Here is a 14,033-nt window from a genome sequence, read left to right as displayed (position 1 = left end):
CCCGAGTCCTCGTCACTGCTCGCCGAGGAGATCGGCGATCGGCAACCGTCGGATCAGGATCGCCGGCACGAGCGCGGTGAGCACGGTGAGCAACAGCGCCGCCCCCGTGACGGCCAGCGCCACCAGCGCCAGCCGTCCGTCCACCCGGCCGACCAGCAGGGCGACCGAGCCGAGACCGGCGGCGACCCCGAGGACGCAGCCGAGCGCGCCGACGCCGAGCGCCTCGTAGACCACGAGGCGGTTGAGCGTGAGGTCGGGCCAGCCCACGGCCTGGAGCGTGGCGAACTCCGCCGAGCGTTCCCGCACGTTGAGGTACAGCACGTCGGCCACGCCGAGCACCCCGAACAGCAGCACCCCGCCGACCGCCACCAGATCCACGTCGCGCACCTGCACGGAGACCGCCTCACCGAGCAGCGAACCCACCATGCCGTCGTTGAACGCCCAGAGCGCCGCCAGGATCAGCGTCACCGCGCCGACGCCCGCCGCCAGGCTCGTCGCGCCGGCGATCGTACGCGCGGGTGCCCGTCGGAGATTGGCCACCGCGAGCCCGGCGAGGCTTCCCGCCGCGGCTCGTCGGGCCGGTGTCACGCTCGGGTGTAGCGCCTCCGCCGACCGGGTCCGGGCGGCCCGCAGTGCGGGCAGGGCGCTGGCCGCCGCGGTCAGCAGCACCGCGAGCGGCACGCACAGCAGTGTCACCGCACCGGAGACCTGCACCCCGGCAAACCGACCGAGCAGCACCGACAGGCCGGCGCCGAGCACGCCCGCCGTCAGCCCGAGCGCCGTGGTCTCGGCGAGGATCAGCATGCTCAGCCGCCAGCCCGGCCAACCGATGCAGGCCAGGACGGCCAGTTCGCGTCTGCGGACCCGAACCGCCGTGGAGACCGCGTTGCCGACGAGCAGAACGCAGACCACCAGCAGCAGCCCCAGCAGCAGGATGTTCTTCCGATCGACGGCGCTGACGATCTCGGTCGCCACACCCTTGCGGGTACGCGCTTCCGCCAGGTTCAGGTCGGGGCGACCGAACTCGCCAGCGGGTAGCAGCACCGGACTGCGTACCGTCGATCCACCCAGGACCACCTCGACGGTGAGGCCGGTCTGCCGTACGACCTCGTCCGCCACCATCCGGACCCGCTCCCGGGCCACCGCGTCGAACCGGTCGATCCCGGCGACCCGGATCCGCACGGAACTCAGCGGGGCGGCGGCCAACGCCGGCGCGACGCTCGCGTACAGCTCGCCGGCGGCGGTCAGGCTGGTCACCAGGCTGGGCGGGTGGCGCGGGTAACCGAGCGGGTCGTCTGTGGCAAGCAGTGGACGGTCGCCGAGCAGATCACGCGAGCGCGCGTCGGCACCCACCGGCGGGGTCGGACGGTAGAGGTCGAGTGCCTGCTGCGCGGCGCCGGCGGCGGATTCGAGGGCGTCGGGCGTGAAACTGCCCACCGGGGCGACCGACCACCCCGACCGGTCGACCAGGCTGACCGGATCCCCGGTGGCGACACCGCCGGTAGCGAGCCACGAGTCCCGCCACGCGTCGTCGATCGTCGGGTCGGCCGCGTCGGGCCCGTCGGATCGGGGCAGCAGCTGGTCGCTCCCGTCCGGCTGCGGCGCGTAGGTCGGCGGTCCAGGCCGGAGCAGGGTCATCATGGCGGAGAGTGGAGCGCGCTCGGCCACTGCGGCATCGAGCCGGGCGCGGTAGAGCCGCGCCAGGTCGTGCTGGGCCGCCTGCGACGGCCCCTTTGCCGAGGCGTTCAGCAACGGCCAGAGCGCCTGCGTCGCGGTGCCGGGCACCTGGTCGGCGACCCGGCCGGTCAGCCGGGACACGGAGATGTCCATCCGCTCGTCCACGGCGAGGGTGTCGGCGGCGAGCACCGGCAGCGTCCGGCCGGCCGGGCCGCTCGGCGGCAGGGCGGAAGTCCCCGCGACGCGGCCCGCCGAGGCGACGGCGTCGACACCGGTCAGGTAGCGGCCCTGACGCACCGCCTGATCGAGGCCGACCAGGCGCGCCTCAGCCGCCGGATCGATCGCGGCGATCACCGCCGGTGCCACCGACGGCAGCTGGATCTCCAGCCGGGCGGTCGCCGGCACCACTGACGCCGGTCGGCCGGAGGTGAACACGGAGGCACGCCGGAAGGTGCCGTCGGGGAGCAACTGGTACGCCTCGATGGTGCTGACCTGGGTGCGCCGGGCGTCCGGGTCGAAGCTGCCCGCCGCGATGTCGCACACCTGCCGACGCCGGCCGTCCGGCTGCACCTCCAGCGGGCCGCCGCCACCGGTGCCGGGGCACTCGGCGGCGGACGTGGGCTGGCGAACCCGGGTGCCGTCGGCGTAGATGAACGCCTGACTGTTCAGGTCGGCCAGCGGCACCAGGGGCCGCCGGGACACGTAGATGTAGGCCGGCGCGGCCGTCACCGTGCTCAGTCCGCGGTCCCCGCTGATCCGGCGGGCGATCTCGATGACCTGCCGCTCGGCCGCCCGGTCGACCTGCTCTGTCACGTCCACCCGCAGGTCGGGTTGGATGTCGGCGATTCCGAGGATCGCCAGCGGTGCGGCCACCTCGACGCCGGGGACCTGTTCGATCTGCCGCCACTGCTCCAGCGCGATGCCGCCGTAGGCCGCGGTGGGTCGGTCCTGATGCAGCAGGCCGGTGACCGGTGCCGCAGGGTGCACCAGAATGTCGTACGACGGCCGGAACTGCCCGTCGACGGAACCGCTCGCGACCAGCCGGGAGGTGCTCGCGGCACCGGTCAGCACCGTGAAACCGGTGGTCGCCATCAGGACAGCGGCGAACATCGCCAGCGATCGGCCGGGAGTGTTCCGCAGCTGCGACCGGACCATTCGCCACACGGCGTCAGCGGATCTGGTCGTCGTGGGTGCGGGCGGACCAGTCGTGATCGGTCGGCCACCCGGTGGTGCTCTGCCCGCTCGGACCAGACAGCTCTGCCATCGCGTTGCCCCCGCACTGCTCGGCATGAGAGGCGAAAGTACCGAACGCGGCGCTGACCCATCAACCCCGTGCAACGCGAGCGGACCTCGCCGCAGGGGCCGGTCAGGGCGGGTACGGGCCGGACTACGGGAACTTGGGGCTGCCGCCGCCGTCGCGCGGCAGTCGCGCCACCATCTCCCGGAACTCCCGTACCGTCATCGCCGACCGCAGGGTGGCGAAGACGGCCCCGGTTCCGGCCTGGGCGGTGGCCGGGTCCACCCCGGCGCGCTCTCCCACCAGCCGCAGGAACTCGGCGGGGCCGGCGTCCGGCGGTGGAAGGGCGGTGGCGCCGCCGACATCCAGACCCACGCCGGTGTCGATCGCGTCCATGCCGGGGTCCGAGCCGACGGGCACCACCGGATCCGGGGTCGGTCCGCCGGTCCCGGCCGCATCCGGGGCTGGGCCGCTCAGGTAGCCGCCGACCTCGTCCGGTAGGTGCCCCACCGGGTCGCCGGGCGCGCTGCCGATCACCCGTTCGGCAATGGTCTGGAGTACGACCCGGGCGAGCACCGCGGCCTGCTCGGCCGGCAGGCCGGACCGGTTGGACACCGCGTCGATGAAGTACGGGAACCCGTCGCCGTCGGTCACGCTCGGGCGGTTACCCCTGGCCGGGCGCGACAAACTGGCGCTAGGTCAGCAGCCCCTCGGCCAGCAGGTGGTCAAAGATGATCTGGTCGACCGCCGAGGTGCGGTGCCGGTCGGCGTACCCGAGCCAGGCCATCTCGGCGATCTCGCTCGCCGGCCGAAGCCGGCCCTGGTAGCCGGCTCGGTAGCAGGTCATCCGCACCGTGGTGCCGGTCGCGTGGCCGTGTGCCTGAGCGGTGAAGGTGCCCAGGCGCACGGCGCCGGACACGTCGACCTCGACGCTCAACTCCTCGTCGATCTCCCGGCGCAGGGTCTCCAGGTCGGTCTCGCCGGGCTCGCGTTTTCCACCCGGTAGGTACCAGACGTCCTTCCCCTGGGACCTGGTGCTCAGCACCCTGCCGTCCTCGATGAGGATCCAGGCCACCTTGTCGATCTCGCGCACGACGCTCCTTCCGGCCGGTGGGATCGGGCACGCTACCACCCGGATCCCGCGCTCAGTCGGCCAGCAGGTCGAGCAGCAGCGCGGCGGTCCAGCTGAACGCCGGTGAGCCCAGCCCGGCGCCGGTGTCCGGGTGGAAGTACTCGTGGCAGCCGGCCCCGGCCACCAGGCCGACCATCGAGCGGCGCAGCCCGGCGGCCAACTCCGGGTGTCCGTGCGTGAGCAGCCCCCGCCGGATCAGCCAGCCGATGTTGAGCCAGCTCGGCCCGCGCCAGTAGCGCAGCGGCTCGAAGTCGGGCGCGGTGCGGTCGTAGGTGGGCAACGGCCGGTCCATCCGCCGGGCCACCCCGAAACGCGCCGAGCGGGCCTCGACGACCAGCGCGTCGACCTGCCGGGTCGGCAGGTCGGGCAGGATCAGCGGTGCCAGCCCGAGCACGGTCCGGGCGCCCACCAGCCGGTCGGTGCGCAGGTCGCGGGGTTGGAACGTGCCGGTGTCCGGGTCGTACAGCCGGCGTACCAGGGCTTCGGTGATCTGGGCCGCGCGGTCCCGGTGCGGCCCGGGGTCGCCGCCGACGAGCGCGGCGACCTCGGCGAGGGCGTGTTCGGCGGCCCCGAAGGCCGCGTTGAACAGCGGGCACTCCACCAGGAACGGGTGACCGGCGGCCAGGTCGCGGTCGGCGTAACGGTGGTCGCGGTAGGCGGCGACGATCGCCAGGTAACGCGCGTAGTCCAGGTCCGTGGGGCGGTGCGCGGCGTCGGCGTGCGCGGTGTCGTGCCGACGGTACGCGGACATGACAGCCGCCTCGGCCGGCACCGCCGCCATCGGCTCGTCCCAGGCCGGGCTGTTGTCCAACCCGGACTCCCACGGGTGCACGACGCAGACCAGCCCGTCGCCGGCCACGTCCCGCCGGTCGGCCAGGTAGCGCTGCTGGGCGACCAGCGCGGGATAGAGCCGGCGCAGCGCGGCCAGGCCGGCGGGGTCGGGTGCCCGCCGGTACGCCAGCAACGCGGCGAGCGCGTGCACCGGGGGTTGGACCAGGCCGGAGGTGGCCACCGCCGGTGCTCCGGGCACGTCGGCCGAGCGCCACATCTCCGGTCCGGGGAAGTACGCGCCGACCCGCAGCGCCGGGTTGAACACGATGTGCGGCACCCGGCCGTCGGCCCACTGTGCCCGGAACAGGCTCGCCAGCTCCCGCCAGGCGCGCTCGGGGCGGACGTGGGCCAGCCCGATCGCGATGAACGCGGAGTCCCAGCTCCACTGGTGCGGGTAGAGGGTGCGCGACGGCACCGTGTGGTCGTGTTCCCAGTTGGCGTCGAGCGTGTCGACCGCGAGCTGACGCAGCCCGCTCGGGTCGGCCGGGCCACCGGTGCGGGCGGCGTCGGCGCGCGTCGCTGGGGAGTCGGCGGGCACGCCGTTGCGGGCCGATTCGGCGGCGGGCGCGCCGACACCTGTCTGCCCAGCACCGGCGGTCATGCGGCGGCCCGCCGGGGCAGCGCGTGGCGCAGCACGGTGGCGGCCTGTTGCAGGGCGCGGACCGGGTCGCCGCGCAGCCGGCACTCCAGGGACAGCCACCCCCGGTAGTCCAGCTCCAGCAGGGTACGCACCAGCGCCGTCCAGTCCAGGTGCCCGGCGCCGGGCTGGTACCGGTTGGAGTCGCTGACCTGCACGTGCCCGAGGTACGGCGCGGCGGCACGCAGTGCGCGGTGCACGTCGTCCTCCTCGATGTTCATGTGGAAGGTGTCGGCGACCACCCGGACCGACGGCAGCCCGAGGGTGGCGCAGAGCGCCACGGCCTCGTCGAGCCGGTTGACCATGTGGTCCTCGTACCTGTTGAGGGGTTCCAGGAAGAGGGTGACCCCCTCGGCCCGGGCGTGCTCGCCCAGTTCGCCGAGGGCGTCGAGGAGCACCTGCCGGTCGCCGTCCGGCGGGCGGGGCGGCTCGAACGGTGGCAGCCGCCGGGAGAACATCCCCCAGGCGGCCGGGGTCATCACCCCGACGCCGCCCAGCTCGGCGATCACCGAGAGCTGGGAGCGCAGGTTGCGGATGGCGTCGGCGGACCGGGCGGCGTCGAAGTCGCCGATGAAGTGGTCCATCTCGACGCAGACGGTGGGCATCACCACCCCGGCGGCGCGGGCGCGGCGCAGCTCGGGCAGCCGGCGGGCGAACGCCAGGTCGCCGCGCCCGCGTAGCTCGATGCCCTGGTAGCCGAGGGCGGCCGCGAGGGCGAACTTCTGGATCAGGTTGGCGCCCGGCAGGAGTTGTTCCTGACAGGCCAGCGCGATGGTGGTCATCTAGAACCTCAGCACGACTTGGAGGACGTCACCGGCGCCGCGGTCGAGCAGCGCGAGGGCGTCGGCGACCGCGCTGGCGTCGACGATGTGGCTGACCAGTGGCAGCGGGTCGACGCTGCGGTCGGCCACCAGGTCCATGAAGGTCTGCGCGACCCGGTCTCCGCTCCACCGGCCGGCCATGCTCGGCGCGGGGGTGGGCCCGGAGACCTGGGCGGCGACCAACTGGATGCGGTTGTGGTGGAACTCCTCGCCGAGGCCGAGCGCGTCGGCCTGGCCCTGGTAGAAGCCGGCGGCCACGACCCGGCCGGCGTGGGTGGTGGAGCGGATCGCCTCGTGCAGCGCCGGGTACGCGCCGGACAACTCCAGGCAGACGTCGGCTCCCCGGCCGTCGGTGGCCTGGCGCAGCACGGCGGCGGCGGATGTGGTCGTGGCATCCACTGTGGAGTACGCGCCGTACCGTGCGGCGTGCTCCAACCGGGTGGGCACCGGGTCGACGGCCACCACCCGGGCCCCGGAGAGCACGGCGAGCCGGGTGGCGAGCAGCCCGATGACGCCCTGCCCGAAGACGCCGACCCAGTCGCCGAGGTGCAGGTCACCGGCGAGCACGGCGGTCAGCGCGATGGCGCCGGGGCGGGCGAAGACCGCGGCGAGCGGATCCAGCCCGGTGGGGAGCGCACGGACCGCGTCGGCGGCGAGCACCGCCTCGGCCCGGTGCCCCCAGATGCCCCAGACGAGCTGCCCCGGATGCCGGTCGGTGACCTCCGGGGCGACCTCGATGACCTCGCCGACCTCTTCGTAGCCGAAACCGATCAGCGGGTAGGGCACCGGGGTCTGTCGGGGGACGAACATCCGGGCGGCGTCGTCCCAGTCCTTGCTGAGCCGGGGATTGCTGCCCCGGTAGAGGGTCAGCTCGGTGCCGGCGGAGATGCCCGAGTAGCAGGTGCGGACTCGGACCTGGCCGGGGCCGAGCGGATCCGGCGGGCAGGGCTCGAGGCTGATGCGTCGAGGCCCGGCGAGAGAGACCACCCAGTTGCCCATGTGTCACATCCCGGTAGCACTGGGCTCCAGGATAGCAAAAAATGGCCATATGTCTTGCTATTGATCAATCGAAGGTGTTGGATCCGTCATGTACCCTTCGAGAGGAGTGCCACCGATGTCAGCACCTCCGAGGCGGATACTCGCCACCACAGTGATCCTGGCACTGACCGCGTCCACCCTGCTGGCCTGCGGCGACGACGAACCGGACAGCAACAGCAAGAAGATCACCGTCTGGAGTCTGGAGGACGTGGCCGACCGGGTCACCGCCACCAAGGCGATCATCGCCGACTTCACCGCGAAGACCGGGATCCAGGTCGACCTGGTGACCGTCAACGAGGACCAGTTCCCCTCGTTGATCGCTGCAAACGCCGCCGCCGGCGACCTGCCCGACGTGGTCGGGTCGGTCTCCCTCGCCGGCATCCGTACGCTCGCCGGCAACGAGCTGCTGCACGCATCGGCGAACGCGGAGGTCGTCGACAAGCTGGGCAAGCAGACGTTCTCCCCGCGCGCGCTGGAGTTGACCTCCGACGACGGCGGACAACTCTCCGTGCCCAGCGACGGGTGGGGGCAACTGCTGGTCTACCGCAAGGACCTGTTCGCCGCGGCCGGCCTGCCCGCCCCCGACACGTACGAGCGGATCACCGCCGCCGCGGCGAGGCTGAACACCGGCGGCGTCGCCGGGATCACCGCGGCCACCGCCCCCAGCGACGTGTTCACCCAGCAGACCTTCGAGCACCTGGCGCTGGCCAACGGCTGCCAGCTCACCGACGACTCCGGCGCGGTCACCCTGGACTCACCCCAGTGCGTCGAGGCGTTCCGCTTCTACGGCGACCTGATCCGCACCAGCTCGGTGAAGGGCGCGCAGGACGTGGACACCACCCGGGCCACCTACTTCGCCGGCAAGGCGGCCATGGTCGTCTGGTCCCCGTTCATCCTCGACGAGCTGGCCGGGCTGCGTAACGACGCCAAGCCGACCTGCCCGCAGTGCCAGGCCGACCCGGGGTTCCTGGCGAAGAACAGCGGGTTCGTCACCGCGATCAAGGGACCGAACGGCACCGAACCCGCCCAGTACGGCGAGATCAGCTCCTGGGCGGTGCTGGACGGCGCGGTGACCGATCCGGCGAAGTCCTTCGTGGAGTACATGCTCAGTGACGGCTACCCGCGCTGGTTCGGCATGTCACCCGAGGGCCGTTTCCCGGTCCGCAAGGGCACCCCGGCCGAGCCGGAGGCGTACCTGACCGCCTGGAGCACCAGCCAGGCGGGCGTGGACGCGAAGAAGCCCCTCGCCGACGTGTACGGCGACGAGGTGCTTGCCACGTTGCGCCGCAGCCCGGACACCTTCGGACGGTGGGGACTCAGTCAGGGGCAGGGCAAGCTGGTCGGCGCGATGCTCGGCGAGCTGCCGGTGCCCAAGGTGCTGAGCGACCTCATCGCGGGCAAGGCCGACGCGGCGGCCACCGCCAACCGCGCCAAGAAGGACGTCGACGCCATCAAGGCGGGCGTCAATTGACCACCACCGCGCCCGGCCCCGGCCGCTCCCCCACCCGGGAGCGGCTGGCGCCACCCCGGCGCCGACCCCTGACCCTGCGCCGCCGCGAGTCCCGGGCCGGCCTCGCGCTGGTCGCGCCGACACTGCTCGTCACCATCGCGGTGATCGGCATCCCGATCGTGTGGACAGTGGTGCTCGCCTTCCAGCGGGTCCGGCTCGCCACGCTGCGCAAGACCGGCCTGTTCGGCGACTTCACCATGGACAACATCGACCGGGTGCTGCACACCCCCGGCTTCGCCGAGACGCTGTGGGTCACGCTGATCTACAGCATCGGTGGCACCGTCGGGTCGATAGTGCTCGGCCTGGTGGCCGCCCTGGTGGTCCGCCGGCCGTTCCGGGGCCGCACCCTGGTCCGGGCGTCCATGCTGCTGCCGTACGTGGCACCGGTCGTCGCGGCGACGTTCGTCTGGCAGGTGATGCTCGACCCACAGCTCGGCGTCGTCAACGCGTGGGGGCAACGCCTGCTCGGCTGGGACGCCCCGGTCCCGTTCCTCACCCAGGAGTCGACAGCGCTGGCCACGGTGATCATCTTCGAGGCGTGGCGCTACTTCCCGTTCGCGTTCCTGTTCCTGCTGGCCCGGCTCCAGGCGGTGCCCGGCGAGTTGGAGGAGGCCGCCCGCGTCGACGGGGCCACCCCCACCCAGCGGTTCCGGCACATCCTGCTGCCGCAGCTGCTGCCGGTGATCGCCCTGCTGGGCGTGCTGCGCTTCATCATGACGTTCAACAAGTTCGACGACGTCTACCTGCTCACCGGCGGTGCGGCCGGCACCGAGGTGGTCAGCGTGCGGGTGTACGAGTTCCTCACCGCCCGTACCGACATCGGGGCCGCCGCCGCGCAGGCTGTCGTGCTGGCCGTGGTGCTCATCGTGTTCGTGCTGATCTATCTGCGCTTCTTCGGACGGAGGGTGAGCTGATGGACCGGGACGTGGTCGAGACGGTGAGCCTGCGATGGCTGCGCCGCCTGGTGATCGCCGTGTTCCTGGTGATCACCGTCTTCCCCTTCTACTACATGCTGCTGCTCTCGGTGCGCCCCATCGAGCGGCTGCTGCTCGACCCCGGCGCGCTGGTGGTCGGCTTCGGTGAGCTGACAGTGGCCACGTACGCCGAGGTGTTGAAGGCCACCGACGACGGCGGCCAGGGTTTCCTCACCTTCATCCGCAACAGCGGGCTGGTCGCCGTCGCGGCGACAGTGCTCACCCTGCTGGTAGCGATCCCCGGCGCGTACGCGGTGGCCCGGCTGCGGTTCTTCGGCCGGCGGCAGGTGGACTTCCTGTTCCTGGCGGTCTACCTGTTCCCGTCGATCGTCATCGCGATCCCGCTGTTCGTGGTCTTCACCCGGGCCGGGCTGCGCGGCTCGCTGTTCGGTCTGGTGCTGGTCTACATCTCGCAGACGTTGCCGGTGTCGGTCTACATGCTGAAGAACTACTTCGAGACCATCCCGGTCAGCCTGGAGGAGTCCGCAGCCATCGACGGTGCCGGTCGGCTCGGCATCATCCGGCGCGTCAGCCTGCCCCTCGCGATGCCGTCGATCATGGCGGTGGCGCTCTACGACTTCATGATCGCCTGGAACGAGTTCCTCTTCGCGCTGCTGTTCCTGGTCGACAAGCCCAACCGGTGGACGGTGTCGCTGGGGCTGTCCCTGCTCGCCGACGGGGTGGAGGTGCCCAAGACGGTGCTGATGGCCGGGTCGGTGGTGCTCACAGTGCCCATCGTGATCCTCTTCTTCGCCAGCGAACGACTGCTCACCGAAGGGCTGACCAGCGGCGCGGAGAAGGGATGATCGTCTCGTCCGGGTCGTCCGCCCGGCCCCCACCGGCCCGGATACGGTGGCCTCATGGCCAACCCGACCCGCTGGGCGACCGACACCGGTCCCGAGCACTCACAGTGGTACATCGACCGGTTCCGCAAGCTCGCGGCCGAGGGTGAGGACCTGGCCGGCGAGGCCCGCCTGGTGGACGCCCTCGTCGCGCCCGGCTCACGGATTCTCGACGCCGGCAGCGGCACCGGCCGGGTCGGCGCCGCGCTGGCCGAGCGGGGGCACACGGTGGTCGGGGTGGACGCCGACCCCGCGTTGGTGGACGCCGCCCGCGCCGACTATCCCGGCCCGACGTGGCTGGTCGCCGACCTCGCCGAGCTGGACCTGTCGGCACTGGGTGAGGCGGAGCCGTTCGACGCGGCGGTGCTGGCCGGCAACGTGCTCGCCTTCGTCGCTGTCGGCACCGAACCGCAGGTGCTGCGCCGGGTGGCCGCGCACCTGCGACCCGACGGCGTGTTGGCGGTGGGCTTCGGCACCGAGCGCGGCTACCCGCTGACCGCGTTCGACGCCGACGCGGTGGCCGCCGGGCTGCGCGTGGAGCACCGCTTCGCCACCTGGGACCTGCGCCCGTGGCGCGACGACGCCGCGTTCGCGGTCACCGTGCTGCGCCGCCCAGCAGACTGAGCGCCTCCCCGCCTCCCCGCCTCCCCGCCTCCCCGGTGATCAAGAGGTTTGCGTCAAATTCGCGCCACATCCTGACGCAAACCTCTTGATCACCGCAGCTGTGACGGAAGGCTGCGGTGGGGGTGGGGCTGGGGGTTAGTTGGGGGTGGGGGCGGCTCGGGCGGCCGTTGGGTCGAGGGTGGCGCCGGCGGGCACCAGGCTGACCAGCCCGGCCGGCAGCCGCACCGGTCGCACGTCGCGGTAGCCGAGCATCGGCAGCACCTCCCGGTCTGCCAGCACGTACCGCCGGCCCAGGTCGGTGACCACGGAGACCGCGCCCCCGGTCGCGCCGGGCGCCGCTGCGGCCTCGACCACCGCGCCGCGGCCCGGCTCCACCACCACATGGTCGGCCAGCACCGCGCCGCCGGTCGGCGCGGTGCGCGGCACGGCCGTCAGGTCCCGCAGCGGTACGCCCCAGCGCACCTCACCCACCCCGCCGTCGTCGCCGACGCGGGTGCAGAGCGCGCCGCCGTCGGCGCTCGCGAGCCGGGGCGGGACCGGCGGCGGGGCGTTCGGACCGGTCGGGGCGAGATCGGGCACCGTGGGCAGCGCGGCGAACCGGCCCAACGTCATCGGCACCGGCGCGACCTGCCCGGTGCGGGCCAGCAACAGCCCCGCCTGCAACTCGGTGATGCCGGCCAGGCCGGCGTCGAGCGCCACCGCGTACTGCCGACCGCCACCGGAGTTGCTCACCAGGTAGACGGTGCCGATCGCGGCGCCCGGCACCCGAGAAGCCGGCCGGCCCAGCGCGGGCAGGTCGAGCGGGGCGAGGTCGACGCCGGCGGGCAGCGAGTTGAGCAGTGCCGGCGCCGCCGCAACCGCCTGCGCCCGGGTGGTGGCGAGCGCCGCCAGCACCCGGCTGGGATCGCGGACGAGGTAACGCCGCTGATGCCAGACCAGGTGCAGCCCGCCGTCGGGGTGGCGCAGCAGCAGTGCGTCGTCGCCCAGCGGCCGGCCACCGTCGGGTTCGGTGCCGATCAGCAACGCGGAGCGGGGCCCTTGGGCGCCCGCACCGGCCGGGATCGTCGAGCAGACCGTCCACGCCGTGGCGGCCAGCCGGCCGGGGGCGGGCAACGAGTCGGGGGCGTCGGCGATGCCCAACGGCAGCCCGCGCGGCACCCCGTCGATCGTGCGCCGGGACACCAGCACGGTCTTCGACCGGTCCGCGCCGACGATGAGCAGCGCCGAGGCGTAGTTGAGCACCGGGTGCAGCTTCTGCTCGCGGTAGACGAACCGGGCGCCGGACTCCTTCTCCACGATCACCGCGCCCGGGTCACGCCACCCCTTGCCGCCGCCGGCGAACAGCCCGTAGAGGGCGAAACCGCCGAGCCCGATCGCCGCCACCAGGACGCTGGCCAGGCCGGCACCGGCCAGCCGCCGAAACGGCGACTGCGCGGGATCGGTCTCCCGCATGACCAGGGCGGCGACCGCCCGCTGGACGCTGAACTGGTAGGAGTGCAGCTGGTCCTGCCGCGACGGCATGAGTCCCCTCCGGTGGATCGGCCGGGCACAGGATATGCGCTGCGTCGATGTCCCGTGGACCCTGCGTGGCCGTCGGTGGCGGGGCAACCGGTACCATCCGGGGACGAATCCGGCGGCGAGAGGGCACCCGTGGGCGCGCGTTTCGAAGAGCTGGCCTGGCGGGAGACTCCGATCGGCGCGATCAGCCTGCGCCGACGCCGGGACCCGGCACTCCAGGTCGAGGTGTACGAGGTCAAGCTCGACGACGAGTATCTGATGTCCAGCCTCTTCCCGGTCGCGGAGATCGAGCTGGCCCGGCTCGGCCTCGCCGAGGTGACCGGTGACTCGCTCGACGTGGTGGTGGGCGGTCTCGGGTTGGGCTACACCGCCTGCGCGGCGCTGGGCGACCCCCGGGTGCGCTCACTGCTCGTGGTGGAGGCGATCGAGGACGTGATCGACTGGCACCGGCGCGGGCTGCTGCCGTTCGCGGCGGGGCTCGCCGAGGACCCCCGGACCCGCTTCGTGCAGGCCGACTTCTTCGCGGCGGTCGCCGGTGACACCGGTTTCGACAGCGAGGTGCCCGGTCGACGCTTCGACGCCGTGCTGCTCGACGTCGACCACTCCCCCCGCAACGTCCTGCACCCGAGCCACGCGGCGTTCTACCCGCCGGCCGGTTTACGCCGCCTGGCCGCCCTGCTGCGGCCCGGGGGTGTCTTCGCGCTCTGGTCGGACGACCCGCCGGACGCCGAGTTCACCGCGTCGCTCACCGAGGTGTTCGTGGACGTGCGGGCGCACGTCGTGCCGTTCGCCAACCCGCTGACCGGTGGCGAGTCGGCCAACACCGTCTACGTGGCGCGCGCCGACGGCTGAGCGCCCCGGATCGACCCGCGCATCAGGACCTCAAGGTGTCGCGGCGCGCCGGGCCCACCACCGCGGGGAACCCGAGTCGATCAATCGGCATGGTGCCGTCCGGACGGGGAACGTGTACCCGGGTCGGCCGCACCAGGCGCGGCCGGTTACGGGAGGTCGACATGCGTGCACTGCTCTGGGTCGTCGGCGTGGTCGCCGGTATCCTGATCCTGCTCGGGTTGTTTCTCGAAGCGGTCCGCTGGTTGGTCATCATCGGTGTGATCGCACTGGTGATCGTGATCGTCTGGGGCGTCGTCAAGGGGCGGCAGGCCATGAACCACCAGTCCCGACGACGTTGACC

At 72.8% G+C, this 14,033-nt stretch carries 13 protein-coding genes; 6 read left to right on the top strand and 7 right to left on the bottom strand.

Annotation, left to right across the window (positions count from 1 at the left end):
• Positions 1–12: 12 nt before the first annotated feature.
• The 6 genes from AB0C03_RS31015 to AB0C03_RS30990 form a co-directional block, all read right to left on the bottom strand.
• Positions 13–2,787, bottom strand: coding sequence for an FtsX-like permease family protein (locus tag AB0C03_RS31015; RefSeq protein WP_357640755.1), 2,775 nt, complete (start codon positions 2,785–2,787; stop codon positions 13–15).
• 277 nt (positions 2,788–3,064) lie between these two features.
• Positions 3,065–3,568 carry a DUF2267 domain-containing protein gene (locus AB0C03_RS31010; protein ID WP_357640752.1) on the bottom strand — a complete coding sequence of 168 codons (504 nt, stop codon included), beginning with the start codon at positions 3,566–3,568 and terminating at the stop codon, positions 3,065–3,067.
• 40 nt (positions 3,569–3,608) lie between these two features.
• Complete coding sequence (locus AB0C03_RS31005) at positions 3,609–4,007, bottom strand: NUDIX hydrolase (RefSeq protein WP_030336378.1); 399 nt, start codon at positions 4,005–4,007, stop codon at positions 3,609–3,611.
• Positions 4,008–4,059: 52 nt separating this feature from the next.
• Positions 4,060–5,478: an MGH1-like glycoside hydrolase domain-containing protein gene (locus AB0C03_RS31000; RefSeq protein WP_245233738.1), complete on the bottom strand. Its 1,419-nt coding sequence runs from the start codon at positions 5,476–5,478 to the stop codon at positions 4,060–4,062.
• Positions 5,475–6,296 carry a sugar phosphate isomerase/epimerase family protein gene (locus AB0C03_RS30995; protein WP_030336376.1) on the bottom strand — a complete coding sequence of 274 codons (822 nt, stop codon included), beginning with the start codon at positions 6,294–6,296 and terminating at the stop codon, positions 5,475–5,477. The genes AB0C03_RS31000 and AB0C03_RS30995 overlap by 4 nt, the downstream gene beginning before the upstream one ends.
• A complete protein-coding gene (locus AB0C03_RS30990; RefSeq protein WP_030336374.1) occupies positions 6,297–7,334 on the bottom strand; it encodes a zinc-dependent alcohol dehydrogenase in 1,038 nt (345 codons plus the stop codon).
• 115 nt (positions 7,335–7,449) lie between these two features.
• On the opposite strand from AB0C03_RS30990, the gene AB0C03_RS30985 reads away from it, so the two are divergent.
• From AB0C03_RS30985 to AB0C03_RS30970, 4 genes are read left to right on the top strand one after another with little or no spacing between them, the layout of a single operon-like run.
• Positions 7,450–8,844: an ABC transporter substrate-binding protein gene (locus tag AB0C03_RS30985; protein WP_030336372.1), complete on the top strand. Its 1,395-nt coding sequence runs from the start codon at positions 7,450–7,452 to the stop codon at positions 8,842–8,844.
• Complete coding sequence (locus tag AB0C03_RS30980) at positions 8,841–9,797, top strand: carbohydrate ABC transporter permease (RefSeq protein WP_030336370.1); 957 nt, start codon at positions 8,841–8,843, stop codon at positions 9,795–9,797. Before AB0C03_RS30985 ends, AB0C03_RS30980 begins: the two co-directional genes overlap by 4 nt.
• Positions 9,797–10,663, top strand: coding sequence for a carbohydrate ABC transporter permease (locus tag AB0C03_RS30975; RefSeq protein WP_030336367.1), 867 nt, complete (start codon positions 9,797–9,799; stop codon positions 10,661–10,663). The genes AB0C03_RS30980 and AB0C03_RS30975 overlap by 1 nt, the downstream gene beginning before the upstream one ends.
• Positions 10,664–10,717: 54 nt before the next feature.
• Positions 10,718–11,323 (top strand): class I SAM-dependent methyltransferase, encoded by a 606-nt coding sequence (locus AB0C03_RS30970; protein WP_030336364.1) that lies wholly within the window; start codon positions 10,718–10,720, stop codon positions 11,321–11,323.
• 135 nt (positions 11,324–11,458) lie between these two features.
• On the opposite strand, the gene eccB is transcribed toward AB0C03_RS30970, so the two are convergent.
• Positions 11,459–12,844 carry a type VII secretion protein EccB gene (eccB, locus tag AB0C03_RS30965; protein WP_357640744.1) on the bottom strand — a complete coding sequence of 462 codons (1,386 nt, stop codon included), beginning with the start codon at positions 12,842–12,844 and terminating at the stop codon, positions 11,459–11,461.
• A gap of 129 nt (positions 12,845–12,973) precedes the next feature.
• Here eccB and AB0C03_RS30960 point away from each other — a divergent pair, with 129 nt between their 5' ends.
• Positions 12,974–13,693, top strand: coding sequence for a polyamine aminopropyltransferase (locus tag AB0C03_RS30960; protein ID WP_030336355.1), 720 nt, complete (start codon positions 12,974–12,976; stop codon positions 13,691–13,693).
• 161 nt (positions 13,694–13,854) lie between these two features.
• Positions 13,855–14,031, top strand: a complete 177-nt coding sequence (locus tag AB0C03_RS30955; RefSeq protein WP_167337342.1) for a hypothetical protein — start codon at positions 13,855–13,857, stop codon at positions 14,029–14,031.
• The last annotated feature ends 2 nt before the right edge of the window (positions 14,032–14,033 follow it).

This window comes from Micromonospora parva (genome assembly GCF_040649675.1).
GTDB classification, from domain to species: Bacteria; Actinomycetota; Actinomycetes; order Mycobacteriales; family Micromonosporaceae; genus Micromonospora; species Micromonospora parva.
The sequence above is the reverse complement of the archived record's forward strand: the minus strand, read 5'-3'. Positions and strand labels throughout refer to the sequence as shown.

What these genes read in the sequence shown, in the direction of transcription:
- AB0C03_RS30990 (WP_030336374.1), bottom strand. Translation starts at nt 7,334, where the DNA reads ATGGGCAACTGGGTGGTCTCTCTCGCCGGGCCTCGACGCATCAGCCTC.
- AB0C03_RS30970 (WP_030336364.1), top strand. Translation starts at nt 10,718, where the DNA reads ATGGCCAACCCGACCCGCTGGGCGACCGACACCGGTCCCGAGCACTCA.
- AB0C03_RS30995 (WP_030336376.1), bottom strand. Translation starts at nt 6,296, where the DNA reads ATGACCACCATCGCGCTGGCCTGTCAGGAACAACTCCTGCCGGGCGCC.
- AB0C03_RS30985 (WP_030336372.1), top strand. Translation starts at nt 7,450, where the DNA reads ATGTCAGCACCTCCGAGGCGGATACTCGCCACCACAGTGATCCTGGCA.
- AB0C03_RS31015 (WP_357640755.1), bottom strand. Translation starts at nt 2,787, where the DNA reads ATGTTCGCCGCTGTCCTGATGGCGACCACCGGTTTCACGGTGCTGACC.
- AB0C03_RS30975 (WP_030336367.1), top strand. Translation starts at nt 9,797, where the DNA reads ATGGACCGGGACGTGGTCGAGACGGTGAGCCTGCGATGGCTGCGCCGC.
- AB0C03_RS31000 (WP_245233738.1), bottom strand. Translation starts at nt 5,478, where the DNA reads ATGACCGCCGGTGCTGGGCAGACAGGTGTCGGCGCGCCCGCCGCCGAA.
- AB0C03_RS30955 (WP_167337342.1), top strand. Translation starts at nt 13,855, where the DNA reads ATGCGTGCACTGCTCTGGGTCGTCGGCGTGGTCGCCGGTATCCTGATC.
- eccB (WP_357640744.1), bottom strand. Translation starts at nt 12,844, where the DNA reads ATGCCGTCGCGGCAGGACCAGCTGCACTCCTACCAGTTCAGCGTCCAG.